Source organism: Pseudoalteromonas sp. SWYJZ12, from assembly GCF_015864395.1.
GTDB classification, from domain to species: domain Bacteria; phylum Pseudomonadota; class Gammaproteobacteria; order Enterobacterales; family Alteromonadaceae; genus Pseudoalteromonas; species Pseudoalteromonas arctica.
Map to the genome: position 1 here is coordinate 56,710 of NZ_JADYXH010000001.1, position 15,339 is coordinate 72,048.

A 15,339-nucleotide genomic window follows, 5' to 3' on the forward strand; every position below is an offset into this window, starting at 1 on the left:
ATAAAAGAGTTAATTGCCTCATTACTTTTAAGCGTTAAACAGAACAATAATTCATTTTTCAATGGTGAAAACAATCCATTTATAAGCGAGGTATAAACCTCACCTACATCATTGCAAACACCACTCTCAACAAAAGCGTAGGTGCGATTTTATATCGCGCTTTGGCTTTTAAATAAGGACAAGTTAAACACCTGTAGGCGCCCAGCTTGCTCGCGCGAAAAGCGTAGCTTTTAAATTGTAAGCCGGAATTTATCTCGCGCTTTTAATTTAAATTTGCAAATATCGCGTTGATGCTGACAACCAAAATATGAATTACTTACTCAAAATACGTGTATTTATTTTCTGAAATTTAAATAAATGCATCCATATTTGGTAGTTGTATTATTTGCTCACTCAGCTTATTTGCAGCTTTATTAATTATTTTTATGCACAAATCAATGTGTGCTAATTCAGCAGTAGACAAGTTATTTTTAACAGCAGAAACTTTAGCCGTATCAATTGCAGCTAATACAGAGTCAACGGTTTGACTCATAAGTAGTTGCATCCGTGGTAGTGAAATAGCAAATTCATTTTCAGAGCCTATATCAAGGGCTATCGCACCTATCTTCTGCGTATGCCCAATAAATACATCTAAGCTATTTTTTTTAATACCACTGCTCATCGCTCACCTCATCCTTGTTATTGTGGTGCGACTCGTCATCACTGACAAGGCTAAACGACAACCCCAAGTATTCCATCACTTTGAGTACATTAAAAAACTGCACATTCACATCACCTTTTTCTATTTTTATCAGCGTAGGCTTTGAAATATTAAGTGCTTGCGATACATCAACCAGCGTAAGCTTCATGCCAGTTCGCTTTGAAGTAATTGCTTTAGCGAGCCGCACCGACGAAAACGGCTTTGATAGATCAGGCATTTCAGTGCGTTTAACAACTCTTCCAAGTGTTTTTTTTGCTGGTAATTCACTCATTAAAGGTCAACTATAGTTTACTTATACAATTTATTTTAGGGTAGCCCACCCAAAAGTCAAATATAACTTACTTTTAAGTTTGAACGTATATTTACTGCCCATAAGTAAACCTTAACTTACTTATAGACAGTAAAATAAAACCCAACTCCATAAGTAAAGCATAAGTTACTTATGGAAAGTTAATGACATTTTGAGCTTAATAGCCAAGCTAAACACCTGTAGGCGCGAAGCTTGCTCGCGCGAAAAGCGAAGCTTTCAAACTTTTACCTTATTTAAAATATATGCGCTTTCAAAAGTTTTTTTAACCTCTGAGAATATTCACGATTAAGATTAGGAAATTGCTTATACATCATCGTTTTTAATTGCTTTTCAGATAGCTTATTACAGAGAAATTCTTGCTCAGCAAGCATTATATTCTTAAGTAACGATCGCCCTGCTTGCGTATCCATTAAAAAGTAAATTGCAGCCCAACTGCTTGCGTACAGCTTACTGGTATCACCTTTTTTCCACGAGTCATCCAAACCCACTAACGAATCAATCGAAAATACACTTTTAGTAATATTGTTATTTTTCGTCCATGAACTATTCGACTCAACAATAGCTGTTTGCATATTACTTTTAGTAAGCTCAAAGTATTCTGCAAATCCCTCATTAAACCATCTCGGGGTGTAGCCTAAAACTACTTTATTAATGGCGTGCACTGCTTCATGTACCGCAGTTCGCATTGCACTGTGTGCATTATCATAATGAATAAAAGCAGAATTACTCGCGTGAAAATACATACCCGCAGTGTTTGTAGAGTCACCACCGCGTTGCTTAATTGCGGCCTCATAAGTACCACGCGTAGGCAATACCGTTAAATTAAGCTTTACCTTTTTAAGTGCATGCACGCCAATAATCTGTCCATATACCTTAAATACAGTATTGAGTTTTATGCGTAACTCTTGGTTAAATGACGAAGGTAAATTAGGCGTATTTAAAGTTAGGTCAAAGTAATCTAACGGTTCAATAAAACCTGTATCGTAAGTTGCTACTGCGAAGTCCGGTTTTTTATCACTAAAATGCGGCACCCCGTCACTGTCTGTCCATGTAAATATATCGCCACTTCGTTTATATTTAACCTTACCCAACGACACATCCACGCAGCGCGTATTGTTAGCTTGCGATAAATGATTATCGGCAGATACTGATACATTTTGTAAAGTTGCCGAGCTTACATTTTTGAGCTGTTTAGTTGCTAACGGTTCAGTAGCTACCTGCGACGATAAACTACTATAAATTCGTTTAACCTCGCCTATAGGATCATGATAATTAAATACCCGCCCAGTAAAATGATTAGCTATGAGCGCCGATGCAATTAGCAGCACAAAAAATACAAACACCACACGTAATTTTGTTTTGAACATATTTATGGGCGCCCTTGCCACTGTGCTTCAAATAACTCTTTTTGCTTACCCCGATACTCGCTACACCATACAAAGTCGGCCGACTCCATCCCTTTTTTACGGCAACGTTTAGGCAATTTATAAAATTTTGACCAAGCATCAAGCTTAGCGGCATCTTTATAGCTATCGCTGTGCAAAGACATGTTTGACACTTTTTGATTGAGTAACCAATTGCTATTAGGCGTACGAGTTGGGGTAGAAGAAGTAGCCTGATAAGCACTGCCACTCTTTTTAGGCTTACTGCAGTGATTAGCAAGTAAGGTAAATAGCGCTTTATCGCGTGCAGTTAAACGCTCACCTTCTTTATTACTGTAGCCACTTCTAAATTGAGGGCGAATAGCTTCGCGCTGCTTTTTAATGCTATCGCATTGGGATTGTGTGTAAGCCTCACCAGCTTGAGGAAAAGTTGTAAATACGCTAATAAATACCAGTAAAATCCATTTAATCATTATTCATTCCCTGAATTAAAACTTTAAAATAGTGTACCTACAAATGTGAAAAAACACATCAACATTACTAATCCAAAAAGCAAAAATTAAAGCTGTGGGTGGGAGTTCACCTTGTGTCTTGGTTTTTGTAAAGCACCCGCGAGGTATAAAACCTCACCCACAATAATTTAAACCACCACACTCAACAAAACCGTAGGTGCGATTTTACATCGCGCTTTCTCTTTAGTAACTAGCTCATTACCCCAATCAACGCTACAAAGCCCGCCTAAACACCTGTAGGCGCTCAGCTTGCTCGCGCGAAAAGCGAAGCTTTTAAATTGTAGGTGGGAGTTTATCTCGCGTTTTTTGAACTTAAGCAGTATTCTTATTCGGTACTTCAATGATATTCTAAGCAAATACATGATTGAAAGGACGCCTCATGATTCTAAAAGATAAAACCCTCATCAACAGCAACTCAGCTAAAATACAAGCAGGTCAAAAGCAAGAACTCGACGTTGCTTTTTATTTACGCCGCGCCTTTAAAGATCATAGTCAGGTATTTGTGTTTAACGATGTGAAATTTAAACACAATGGCGAAACCGCACAAATAGACCATCTAATCGCATACACCTATGGCTTTATTCTCATCGAATCTAAAAGCATTACAGGCGAAGTAACGATTAATGAACATCAAGAATGGAGTCGCAGTTATCGCGGCAACTGGCAAGGTATGCCATCGCCAATAAAACAGGTTGAATTACAACTAGAGCTATTAAAAAGCCTAATGCGCGACAATGCACCAAACCTACTCACTAAATTATTTGGCAAGCTGCAACAGGGTTTTGGTGGCAGAGAGTGGCATAGTATTTGTGCCATATCCAGCAACGCCATTATCAACCGGAAAAACACACCAAAAGCAATTGAAGACAGGTTAGTCAAATCAGAATTTATAACTGATAAATTACTCGAAATAATGAAGCTTCCTGCGTCTAAACCTAATGCGCTTCATCTTTTTACAACGAACGTTCGACCGTGGTTCAGTGAAGAAACACTCGATAGAATTTGCCAGTTTATTTTAGAGCAAAATATATCACCTAACTTACAAGAGCCTTCATATGTGTCTGCAAAGATAAGCGAATCAGAATCTTTTTACGATGAGGCTTTAATAGCGACTAAGCAAACCATTACTGAACAAGTAAAACCTAAAAGTGATCTAATCAAAGAGATAACATTAGCTTGTAAGCAATGTAATAGTTCGAGTAATTTACAGCCTCTTTCCGGACGTTATGGTTACTTTGTGAAATGCGGTAATTGCAGTGCAAATACACCAATGAAATCACCATGCCCAGAGTGCTCAAGCACCAATACTAAAACAAGCAAACGTAAAGAAAATTACTCTTTAGTATGCAAGGATTGTGAGATAAGTACGCCTATTAAGCTTTAGCATTTGTAGGTGCGATTTTACATCGCGCTTTCTCTTTAGTAACTAGCTCTATAGTAACTAGCTCATTACTCCAATCAACGCTACAAAGCTCACCTAAACACCTGTAGGCGCTCAGCTTGCTCGCGCGAAAAGCGTAGCTTTTAAAATAATTTACTTATATCGCGTTGGCGATGGCAACCAAAGAGAAGTAACCGCCGACTTCTCTTTGGAATCTCTCGGCGCCCCTCAATTTCACTTATCTTTAAACACTAAATTAATATGAACGTAAACGCGATGAAAGCACATCCATGTGCAAGCATCGCTTTCCTCGAATCCATGCGAGGTAATTACTCATTAATTATGTGTTTGTAGGTGAAGTTGAAGGGGGAAATGTCTGAGCAGCGTTCTTAAAACTTACTGTAGGCGCTCAGCTTGCTCGCGCGAAAAGCGTAGCTTTTAAAATAATTTACAAATATCGCATTGGCGATGGCAACCAAGGGGCGGTCTTCTTCAAATAAGCTCTGCTGCTAATAAGTCATCCCTGAAGCCGGGTTCCTGTCAGCATCCATGCTTCCACTTTCTCAAGCTGCAAAGCTACGCTTTGGTCATTCGTCACCCACGGCGCCCCTCAATTTCACTTATCTTTAAACAAATAATTAATATGAACGTAAACGCGATGAACGAACATCCATGTGCAAGCATCGCTTTCCTCGAATCCATGCGAAGTAATTACTCATTAATTATGTGTTTGCAGGTGAAGTTGAAGGGGATAATTTCTTAGCATCATCATTTGATTACTCTCTTGGCTAATACTTAACTCACTCGTTTGTACTTAATTACTAGTAACTTAGTCGATTAATACTTGTAGCTGTACCGTATTTAAGTAAACTAACCACTCGCAAACAGGGAGTGGTTTTAATGCAGCAAATTGGTATTTACGAGCAGTTAATTACGCAAGTAATTAAGCAAAACTTAAATCGTGATCAATTTTATGTGGGCGAGCGCCAGCTTGAAACGGCCGAAGCGGCAACTTGGCTTTCACGTTTTTTAGGTAAGCTTGTTGAGCATGCCATAAATGCCATTCCTAACTCGAACGAGCGCCTACAAGAACAAATTAGCCTAGCTAACAGCCTTGTACTTTGGCTTAAAGATCATATTCGCGATGACGAGCTAATTAACGAAAATCTTATCGACAGCCAAGGCCAAATACTCACTGCGCTGTTTAATACCCAAAACCCTATTGCGGCCAACCTTAAAGATTACTCAAGCGATATATTTCCACTCACAGGGCTTACACAAAGCGAATTATTTAGCGGTGCTAATGCAGGTATATCGCTCGAAACCGAGCTAAAGCGCGAGATTAAATCGTCCGACACTATTTACTGGCTGGTCTCATTTATAAAATGGACAGGCCTGCGCATTTTTAAAAATGAGCTTGAAGCGTTTACCAAAAGCGGCAATAAACTCAAAGTTATTACAACTTCGTACATGGGCGCAACGGATGCTAAAGCCGTTGAGTTTTTAGCAAACCTACCAAATACCGAAGTAAAGCTAAGTTATAATAATCAGCAAGAACGCCTACACGCTAAATCCTACTTATTTATGCGCAATACGGGTTTTCACACAGGCTATATTGGCTCGTCTAACTTATCTCATTCGGCGCTTACCAGCGGCCTTGAATGGAACTTAAAAATTACCGCGCAAGAAATTCCGCACATAATAGCTAAAACCAAAAGTACGTTTGAAACCTACTGGGAATCAAAAGACTTCGAGCTATTTACAGGCGCTGTTGAGTGTAAAGAAAAGCTCATCAATTCACTTAACGAACAGCGCGGTGTTGGGCAATCAAGCAGCCAGTTTTATTTTGATATAACACCAAAAACGCATCAGCTCGCTATTTTAGAAAAGCTAAGTGCTGAGCGCAGCGTACATAATCGTTTTAAAAACTTAGTAGTTGCTGCAACCGGCACGGGTAAAACCATCATATCGGCGTTCGACTTTAAAACCGTTTACGATAAAAACCCAAACGCACACTTTTTGTTTATAGCCCACCGTGAAGAAATACTAAAACAAGCACAAAGCGCTTACCGTGGAGTGCTTAAAAATAACGACTTTGGTGAGCTGTGGGTCGGTAACTACAAACCACAACGCTACAATCAATTATTTGCGTCAATCCAAACATTAAACAGCCAAATTGAATCGCTCAATTTAACCAGCAATTACTACGACTACATAGTGATAGACGAAGTACATCACGTAAGCGCTGCAAGTTATCGCGCTATTTTAAGTTACTTTACGCCCACAATATTACTTGGCCTCACCGCTACACCAGAGCGACAAGATGGCGCAAATATACTCGATGATTTTTGCGGAGTTATAGCCGCTGAAATTCGCTTACCAGAGGCAATAAATCAACGCCATTTATGCCCGTTTCAATACTTTGGATTGGATGACGACATCGACCTAAGCCAAATAACGTGGCGAGGCGGCCGTTACGATATAAGCGAACTAAGTAACCTTTATACAGGTGAAAACAGCCGCGCTAACAAAATTATATCCAGCCTTGCTGATATCGTAACCAATGTTCAAACCATTAAAGCACTCGCGTTTTGTGTAAGCCAAAAACACGCGGAGTTTATGGCCTCTAAATTTAACCTAGCAGGCATAAACGCCGATGTGCTCACCAGCAAAAACACCAATGAGCGCGCGGCTAAACAGCAAGCTCTACGCCAAGGCGAAATACAAATACTTTGCGTGGTTGATATTTTTAACGAAGGGGTCGATATTCCAGAAGTCGATACTCTACTGTTTTTACGCCCAACTGAAAGCTTAACGCTGTTTTTGCAGCAACTAGGCCGTGGTTTGCGCCTGCCCGACAACAGCCAAAAGCAATGCTGTACCGTGCTCGACTTTGTAGGTAATGCTCGCCCAGAATACGACTTTGCCAGTAAATTTCGCGCACTCATTGGTAAAAGTAACCAGCCTATAAAAACCGAGATTGAAAACAACTTCCCGCATTTACCGCTAGGTTGTCGTATAGAGCTACAAAAGTATACTCAACAAACAATATTAAAAAACATTCAGCAAGCTATAAACTCTAAACGCCGTTTACAGCAGCTTATAAATAGCTATTCGCAACATACTAATGACGCGCTTACGTTAAGTAATTTTTTACGCATAAACCCACAAGTTACTCTTGAAGATATTTACAAACCAAAAGATAAAAAGCTCGGCGGTTGGCACTGGCTTAAAGGCGATGAAATTTCAGCAGAGCAAGTCGATATTTACACTGCGTATTACCGCGCCATCAACACTCAACTACTCGGCTGCGACTCACTCAGTTATTTATGCTTTTTACGTGATTTATGTAAAAACGACTTTAGCTTTACCCCAACACCACAAAACCAACAGTACGCGCTTATGGCGCATTACAACTTTTGGGATTGCACAGGTAAAAGCTTGGGGTTTAAAACGCTTGAACAAAGCTTACAAGCACTTAAACACAAAGACCTACAGCACGAACTTGCTCAAGTAATTACACTATTAATAAACCGTATTCACCAACAAGAAAGTGACTTAGTGTGTTTACCTAATCACGCAATAAAATTACACAGCCGCTACACACGCCAACAAATACTCGCAGCTTTTGGGGCTCACACGTTTGATAAAAAATCGACCGCCCGCGAAGGCGTTTTAGAATTTAAAAAACAAAACTTAGAGCTGTTATTTGTAACACTTAACAAATGCGAAAAAACCTACTCGCCCACCACGCTATATCACGACTACGCAATCAGCCCTACTTTGTTTCATTGGCAAACACAAAACAGCGCCCGCCCAGAACACGGCCGTGGCCTTAGTTATATTAAACATCAGCAAACAGGCAAAACCATCCTGCTATTTGTGCGCGAACAAGGCAAAGACGAAAACGGCAGAACCATGGGGTTTGTAAACTACGGCGAAGTTATGTACCAACACCGCAACGGCAGTCAGCCGATGAATATAACGTGGGAATTAACAAACCCCATGCCAAGTGAAATGTGGCATGAGGCTGGGAAATTAGCTGTTGGGTGAATAAAATTATTTTTGCTTAAAAATATTTTTAATTAAATTTGAATGTATTATTTGGACAAAAATAATTTTCCCAATGGGCTTCCCAGTTATCTGATAACGAAAATAAAGGATTAGAGTTTCTATTATCAATAACTAACCATTGTTCATCCATAACAGTCTTGTTGTCACGTAATGCTCTAGAAATATTATTAGCTTTTTTTCTTTGTTCGTTTTTAGCAACATTCTCATTATAAGCTTGAGTTATTTCGGCCCCCGTACTTTTTTTAAAACCCATATTATCGCGGATGACTAATCCGATAAAAACAATAGGTATATACACTGTATTTTTTAACTTTAATGATCCGATATTAGGAGGTAGAGAGTTTATGATTTTAAAATTTGAATCACTATAGTCATCTTGGACTTTTCCCGTGTGCTTGGCATGCAGATATATGTCGTCTGTGGTTTCAAATAAAGGGAGAGTTGAGCTACTTTTATATTCTTGAAGGTCCAAAATTGCATCTTTAACAGATCTAAAGTCAATTTTTGGAATTTCCACATATTGACTATCATCAATTATCAGTCCCTTAGGTTCATCTTTAGTAGCCAATAAATCTGCATAGCATCCATAGTCTAATGCATATAAACTAAAGCGTTTACCTCTGTGGCTTTTGGCTGAAACTCCTTGCTTAACTAAGTGAATGATTCTCGAATCATATAAGAAATCTATAATTTCATCCTTAGTATCTAATTTTAATAAAAAGCCGCGTGAGTGCCTTTGTCCTATAACTTTATTGATGATCCAATCTAACATCTGAATAGCGCCGCTATTCGAATTAACATCCTTACTTTTATTCGTATTAAACCAACGACTTGCTGATTCCCTTATTGCAGTAACACTAATCCTACCAGAAGGATTATGTAATACTGCATTTGAAATAATATGTAGTCCATCTCTTGGAATACCTTCAGCAGCCCTTACAAACTCTTCAAATGCTCTGCTGGAGGCAAAAAGTTCTAATAAAAAAGATTTACAGTCACTATTACAAGTTGGCTCTAAAGCCATGCTATGTTTATGAATGAGCTGGCCAAAGAAATTTATAGCTTTGTTTCTATCATTATCAAATACCATAAATTCATCTAAATTGATTGAAGAAGAAGCTTCTGCTGATACTTCAATACCAATTGATTTATCACTATTATAAAGCCTGAGTTGACAACGATGCTCAATGGCCGCAATTTTTACATTTATACTAATTACACTAAAAATCGTTCTTTTAATGCTATCAGCTAAATAAGGTTGCAGTTCAATAGGAATCTCACTCCACTCGTCTAGTAAAATCCAAAGTTTTTTCTGTGGTAATAGATCTACTATTTTTCTAAGAGCGCGAGTGACAGACCCAATATGAATTTTTCTTCTTTCCACGCCAGAGTTTTTAACTCGAGTACCGTCCGTAGAACTTAAATTATCCGTTCTATTAAATTCAATAGCACATGATGGTGTTGAAAGAAATTTTGCTGTTTTTGTATTGGAAGAAGAAACAGCTTGATTATAAGATGATTCCACTTCTTTATTTCCATCAATGCTGACATTTGTCACTAACTCTAGAAATTGGTCAAGAAGTAAAACAGCCTCTGAAAAATTAAAATCTTCATTGCCACTAACATCCTGGACAATACCAACTAAAGCTTCATGGATATTACATAAAAGATCACAAAACAACCTAGCAGTTCGTTCCATTATGGGTAAGTTAGAATCAGAATAAATACCACAGGTGGATCCTAATAACCTCATATCCAAATCAATAACATGTTCATCATCATTGATTAATTGACTAGATAGATATTTTAATAAGTGTGTTTTTCCTGTTCCTCGGCGACCATAAATTAACTGATTCTCTTCTAAACATAGAGTTGGAAAAACATTATCTAATTGGACAAATGATTTTATTAAGTAATCACTGCCTTTGCGCTCAGCACGTTTAGCAATATTCATAACTATTTTATTATTAGCTAGCATGAGTACCTTCCAAAAGTTTTAGCTAGAAGTAAGAATTAAATATTTTTAGCTATTAACTCAGCCTTCAACAAGCCACCTTTAGTCAGTAGCTTAGGCGCGAAACTTGGGTTACGCTTTGACTTGTATGCATCAAGAATTAACTTAAGGCCATGTGCTTCGAGTAGTGAAATATTAACCTCGGTATCCATCTCAGCAGACTCTATAAAATCATCTGAAAAGCTAGGGGCAATTATTAATACCTGCGCTACGCGCTTACCTTGGTTTTCAGCGCGGGTTACATAGGCTTTTACTTGGCGAGACGTTGTTGAGTATTTTGCAAAATCACCATTTTTACAGGTTTTTGCTTCACCAATAATTATGTCGTTATCACTGAGTGAAATTACTATATCGGCTTTATCTTTAGCGGTGTTTAAGTCTTTTCGTAAGTCTTCATCAATATTAAGCTCTAGTAGTTCAAAAATGGCTTTTGTAACTTCTTCGAATTTAACGCCAATGTCGGCTTCTGTTACATCTGCGCCAGCTTCTCTTAATGCGTTAATATCACGACGTGCTAATGCGTCATAGTTCTCTATTAGCTTATCTGTCGCGTTTGCAAAGCTTTCTAAAATAGCAAAACGTGCATTGCCACGCTTAGAAAGCCCCATGCTGTCGCGAACTTCTCTTACTTCATCATTTGATAGTAAATATAAAATATCGTGAGGAGTAATGCTTAACGCACGTAGTTTTTCGGTATCAATAACTTCGTTCGCTTCAAGTTCAAACGCTTCTTTTAACACTGCTTGCATAGTTGGAAAGTGTTCTTCTAGCGTTTTTAAAAGCTGTTTGAAGCCGCTTGCGCTCAGCGAATCAAACTCTTTTTCTGTAGCGCCTGATAGCGATGACAGTATCAGACCAATGCGCTCATCTAAAGTAGTGCCTAGTTTTTCTGTATCAATTTCTAAATCTTGTATCAGCTGCTTTAATCTGTCTTTGCGTTGATTTTGGTTATCTTCAACGTTATGAATATCGTCTGATAATAATTTAGCTGCGCTAATTCCTGAATGTATAATTGTTTGAATTTTATCAGTTCGGCTTACGCCTCTAATTTTACGACCATGGGCTTTTAAGGCATTGGAAAGTTCGGCATCTGTTAGCGTTCTAAGTATTCTTAGCACGTATTTATCAGCTAAATCTTTTCCTTGGATCTCATTCAATAGCGTAACTATTTCATCAGGGATGAATACTTCTTGTCGCTTTTTGCTGATAAATAATAACCCCATATCTCTGAGGCTATTTAAGGCATCTAGCACTCCATTTTTAGGAATAACATCAACTAAATGCTCTACAGCAGCGCATTCATCAGTAGTTAAATTAAGTTCATTAGCCAGAACGTTGAGAACACTGCGCTCATCATCTGTAACTTTAGCTTCTCGATTATTTTTTTCATCATTAAAGTATGCTTCTTTCATACAAGCATGGTAAATTTTTAAGGCTCGGTTTCGCTCTAAAACACTTTCGGCTGCGCCTTGCTGGATACACTCTTTGAGCTCTTTTGATAGCTTAGATAACTCAACCCATTCTTTATCATAAAGTGACTCTATCCAACTAATTCTTGCTACACCATTCCCGTCTCGACTTAAAATATTCACCAATAAGTTAAGCTGAGCGCTACTCATTAATATTTGTTCTTGGACAGAGATTTTGAAGAAGTCACGAACAGTATTGAATAGTTGAGTAATTTCACTACCTGAGGCATTTTTAATTTGACCGTCGATATTATCGATTGTTTTAGCTAGTTTTTTATTGTTTTTAGCGGCATCAGAACAAAGACGATCGAGGCATGAAATGAATTTTGATTTTTCTACTTGGTTAACAACTGATAAAACTTGGTTGAGTTTCATTTTATAGAGTCCTTTCTAATTATGTTTCAAATAAGGTAACAGTAAATTACTACTAGGGCAATAATCGTTCAGCTAGGATTAATCTTATGGTTAGTGCTTCGAAACTCTATACAACTATTTGGGATTGTAATAGTTGTTTCCCCGTCATATATAGAATGATAAAGCGTAGAGCTTTTGATGTTGAAAAAAGGCCCTGAGAAAGATTTTGATACAGAATCACACTTTATTTTTATATTACTTTTTACAGAGCTTTTATCATTTTTCATTAGCTCGATTTGTTTGTCTGCATGGGCAAGTAAATCCTCAGCATCAACTTTAGCAACTAAAGCAGCTGGAATTATAGAAACAATTAAAAAAACAAATAAAGAATAAGCTATAACAAGAATATTCACCCCACAACGTTGAATTTTATTAGGTTTGTTAATCTCTATAGGTTTTATCAGGTCTCTCTCTGTGTAAGATTTAACGTTCTTGTTTGTACTGTTAAAGCTACTAAATTTTAACTTAGACCAATTGATAAATTTATCATTAATGAAGATAGCTATTACACCAAGACATATACATAAAAGTATGAAAACCAAGAAAGGTTGTTGTAGGTACATTGCCATTGTGTTTAATAGTACTTGTTCGAAGTTGATAGGATAATAATCAGTATCAACATTTAGCAGCTCTAAATATTTAGAATAATAAACAGTTCCTTGAATATAAAAGAAAACTGTTAACAGCCAAATATATTTTTGTAAAAGATCTAACGTAGTTTTTACTATCTCTGATATCTTCATTTTCATTTCCTAATTAGCCAAAATCAACCAACTGGTCTCAACTTTTCGAAAGCATGCCTAGAAGTTAAAAACCCCACTTTGCATGAGGAAGGTCAGTACTTACAACCAATAAAAATTGCATTTTTAATTTAACAAGCGCGATGTAAACTCCCGCCTACATTCATAAACATCAATCTACCAGCACACGCCAATTCCCCGTGATCACACCTGAAACTTAGTTAATGATGAGTAATTTACAGCATGGATGCTGTAAAAGGCGTAGCTTGGCCATGGATGGCCTATCTACGCTGGTTACGTTCACATCATTAACGTAAGTTGAAGATAAAGTGTGATCCTCGGGTGCGCCGTGGGATTCCAAAGGGCGGTCGGCGGCAGCCGCCCTTTGGTTGCCATCGCCAACGCGATATAACCTCGAATAGAGGTTTTTAATCCCTTGAAGCCCCACGATAAAACATCATTCATAAACGCCGCAAATTTAATCAACATTTAAAAGCTTCGCTTTTCGCGCGAGCAAGCTCAGCGCCTACAAGTTAAAGCCCAAGATACACTCCCGCCTACAGCACGAACTACAAATTCTGCCTTACAAGTCATACCTTGGCTTTTCTTCCGCTACTAAATCCAGCCCTGTACTTGGTTGCTGATATTTAAAGCTAGCCGCTTCTTCAAAATAACCTTTCTTTACCCATAACTTTGCACTGTTAGTCTGTGCAACCTGATACGCCCAATCACTAACCGAAAGCGACTTATCTGAATCGCAATTAAAGTAATCACTAAGTTGATTTGTTAAATGCTGGCTATTAATCACTAAATTTTGTTCTTGCCAGCGTTCGCGGTGAAGTTGCGCAGCTAAAAAGTCACTTTTACTGTTATTACAGGTGCTATGTGCTGCCACAAAGTTATGACCTAAATCATTTGCGTAGCGAGCAAACGGTATAAAGTGATCAACCTCGGTTTTACTGTTCAATGGTTTTTCGCAATAAAAACAATTACCGTGCTGAAGCTCTATCAACACAGGCTTTGCCTTACTCAGTGCATTGCGATCAAAGCCAAATAAAAAGTCATGTAGTTGGCTTTGTGGACCAATTAAGGCTTGGTTATGCTTAATACTTTGAATTTTTTGCAGCCATGCATTTTTTGCTAAATAAACAACTAGGTCGTAAAAACGCCTAAAGCAGCCTGCAATACCTTCATTTAAGGTAATGTATGATTGGCCTTTAATATGGGGATACAAGAAACACTCTTCTTTGCCATTTAATTTTTGTAATAGCCAAAGCGGGCCGTCTTTAATGGTTTGTAATGTTGAGCTGCGTATATTTTTCCAACCGTGGCTCTTTTTTAATTGGCTAATTGAATTAATATTATTTAATTTTGCATCATGAAGCGTAGTTATAATCTTGGCTTGTTTATTAGAGTTGGTATTTTGTAAAAGTAGTTGCTCTCTATTATTACCAATTGCGCCAAATGGCGATGCTTGGTGCCAATATAAAGTAATAAATTTATCGACTAATTCATCAAATTTTATTTGTAACTGTGCTTGTGGATCAGCGTGATGTTTTTCGATACTAATATCAGCCAGAGCATGTAAAAGAGCAAACTTATAAGTAGCACTAAAATCACCTTCAACTAATAAGCGCTGAATATACGCAATAAAGTCGAGTTGTTGCTGCATTGCTCCAATCATAAAACGTGCACTACTTTTATAAGCGCATTTAGCCATACTTCACTTTCGCGCTCTGGACGCTGATCAACACTTTGCCATTGTTTAATAGCTTTTAACTGCGTATGGCTAAGTAAATGCGTTAAAGCATTTTCGTTCAAATCGGTAAATTCACGACCATTATGCACACGCTCTGTATCGCCATATTTAAACGACACATATAAAACACCATTAGGTTTAAGCGCACGTTGTAGGTTTAAAAACACCTGCGGTAACTCAGCTTTTGGAACGTGTAATAAACTAGCGCAGCACCAAATCCCGTCGTATTTATTTACACAATTTAGCTGTTGGAATGTTTTAACCGCTACAGGTTGTTGTAAGTAACTGCTTGCCAACTCTGCCAACTCTGGGCTTGCATCAAACGCACTTACAGTAAAACCCTGTGCTTTAAAGAATGCGGCATCGCGCGCACTGCCACAACCGGCATCTAAAATACTCCCGTGTTGTGCAACGTGCGGTAAAAACTCAGCATAAAGCGCCGACATATCAACGTTAAGTGTTGAGTCGCTAAAAGCTTTGGCATTTTGGTTGTAATAAGTAAGTGTGGTGTTTGACACGAGACTCACCGCTCCTTGGCTAATCGTTTAACAGCTAAGACACTGTTAATACTGCATTCATTATTT

The 15,339-nt window shown here is 38.1% G+C and carries 11 protein-coding genes; 2 read left to right on the forward strand and 9 right to left on the reverse strand.

The genetic code is table 11. The features are described 5' to 3' along the window. Window positions 1-349: 349 nt before the first annotated feature. The 4 genes from I6F42_RS20125 to I6F42_RS00255 form a co-directional block, all read right to left on the reverse strand. Window positions 350-661 (reverse strand): hypothetical protein, encoded by a 312-nt coding sequence (locus I6F42_RS20125; RefSeq protein ID WP_024608473.1) that lies wholly within the window; start codon window positions 659-661, stop codon window positions 350-352. Beyond that, a complete protein-coding gene (locus I6F42_RS00245) occupies window positions 645-971 on the reverse strand; it encodes a helix-turn-helix domain-containing protein (RefSeq protein WP_029753647.1) in 327 nt (108 codons plus the stop codon). Before I6F42_RS00245 ends, I6F42_RS20125 begins: the two co-directional genes overlap by 17 nt. A gap of 272 nt (window positions 972-1,243) precedes the next feature. Next, entirely contained in the window at window positions 1,244-2,377 is a 1,134-nt protein-coding gene (locus I6F42_RS00250; protein ID WP_197149849.1) for a DUF1570 domain-containing protein, read from the reverse strand. Window positions 2,378-2,379: 2 nt separating this feature from the next. Beyond that, window positions 2,380-2,865, reverse strand: a complete 486-nt coding sequence (locus I6F42_RS00255) for a hypothetical protein (protein WP_197149852.1) — start codon at window positions 2,863-2,865, stop codon at window positions 2,380-2,382. Between the two features lie 418 nt (window positions 2,866-3,283). On the opposite strand from I6F42_RS00255, the gene I6F42_RS00260 reads away from it, so the two are divergent. After that, window positions 3,284-4,288, forward strand: coding sequence for a nuclease-related domain-containing protein (locus I6F42_RS00260; protein ID WP_197149854.1), 1,005 nt, complete (start codon window positions 3,284-3,286; stop codon window positions 4,286-4,288). Window positions 4,289-5,185: 897 nt separating this feature from the next. Next, entirely contained in the window at window positions 5,186-8,338 is a 3,153-nt protein-coding gene (locus I6F42_RS00265; RefSeq protein WP_197149857.1) for a DUF3427 domain-containing protein, read from the forward strand. 28 nt (window positions 8,339-8,366) lie between these two features. Here I6F42_RS00265 and I6F42_RS00270 read toward each other — a convergent pair whose 3' ends face one another. From I6F42_RS00270 to I6F42_RS00290, 5 genes are all read right to left on the reverse strand, one after another. Further along, window positions 8,367-10,337, reverse strand: a complete 1,971-nt coding sequence (locus I6F42_RS00270; RefSeq protein WP_197149859.1) for a hypothetical protein — start codon at window positions 10,335-10,337, stop codon at window positions 8,367-8,369. Between the two features lie 35 nt (window positions 10,338-10,372). Then, entirely contained in the window at window positions 10,373-12,217 is a 1,845-nt protein-coding gene (locus I6F42_RS00275; protein ID WP_197149862.1) for a hypothetical protein, read from the reverse strand. A gap of 68 nt (window positions 12,218-12,285) precedes the next feature. Then, entirely contained in the window at window positions 12,286-12,999 is a 714-nt protein-coding gene (locus tag I6F42_RS00280) for a hypothetical protein (protein WP_197149864.1), read from the reverse strand. A 580-nt stretch (window positions 13,000-13,579) separates the two neighbouring features. Then, window positions 13,580-14,680, reverse strand: coding sequence for an HNH endonuclease (locus I6F42_RS00285; RefSeq protein ID WP_197150657.1), 1,101 nt, complete (start codon window positions 14,678-14,680; stop codon window positions 13,580-13,582). Next, the gene (locus I6F42_RS00290) at window positions 14,677-15,273 is read right to left on the reverse strand and encodes a bifunctional 2-polyprenyl-6-hydroxyphenol methylase/3-demethylubiquinol 3-O-methyltransferase UbiG (protein WP_197149866.1); all 597 of its coding nucleotides are present in this window, start codon (window positions 15,271-15,273) and stop codon (window positions 14,677-14,679) included. Before I6F42_RS00290 ends, I6F42_RS00285 begins: the two co-directional genes overlap by 4 nt. Between the last annotated feature and the right edge of the window lie 66 nt (window positions 15,274-15,339).

Excerpts from the sequence above, each read along its gene's own strand:
- I6F42_RS20125 (WP_024608473.1), bottom strand. The coding sequence starts at position 661 with ATGAGCAGTGGTATTAAAAAAAATAGCTTAGATGTATTTATTGGGCAT.
- I6F42_RS00245 (WP_029753647.1), bottom strand. The coding sequence starts at position 971 with ATGAGTGAATTACCAGCAAAAAAAACACTTGGAAGAGTTGTTAAACGC.
- I6F42_RS00250 (WP_197149849.1), bottom strand. The coding sequence starts at position 2,377 with ATGTTCAAAACAAAATTACGTGTGGTGTTTGTATTTTTTGTGCTGCTA.
- I6F42_RS00255 (WP_197149852.1), bottom strand. The coding sequence starts at position 2,865 with ATGATTAAATGGATTTTACTGGTATTTATTAGCGTATTTACAACTTTT.
- I6F42_RS00260 (WP_197149854.1), top strand. The coding sequence starts at position 3,284 with ATGATTCTAAAAGATAAAACCCTCATCAACAGCAACTCAGCTAAAATA.
- I6F42_RS00265 (WP_197149857.1), top strand. The coding sequence starts at position 5,186 with ATGCAGCAAATTGGTATTTACGAGCAGTTAATTACGCAAGTAATTAAG.
- I6F42_RS00270 (WP_197149859.1), bottom strand. The coding sequence starts at position 10,337 with ATGCTAGCTAATAATAAAATAGTTATGAATATTGCTAAACGTGCTGAG.
- I6F42_RS00275 (WP_197149862.1), bottom strand. The coding sequence starts at position 12,217 with ATGAAACTCAACCAAGTTTTATCAGTTGTTAACCAAGTAGAAAAATCA.
- I6F42_RS00280 (WP_197149864.1), bottom strand. The coding sequence starts at position 12,999 with ATGAAGATATCAGAGATAGTAAAAACTACGTTAGATCTTTTACAAAAA.
- I6F42_RS00285 (WP_197150657.1), bottom strand. The coding sequence starts at position 14,680 with ATGATTGGAGCAATGCAGCAACAACTCGACTTTATTGCGTATATTCAG.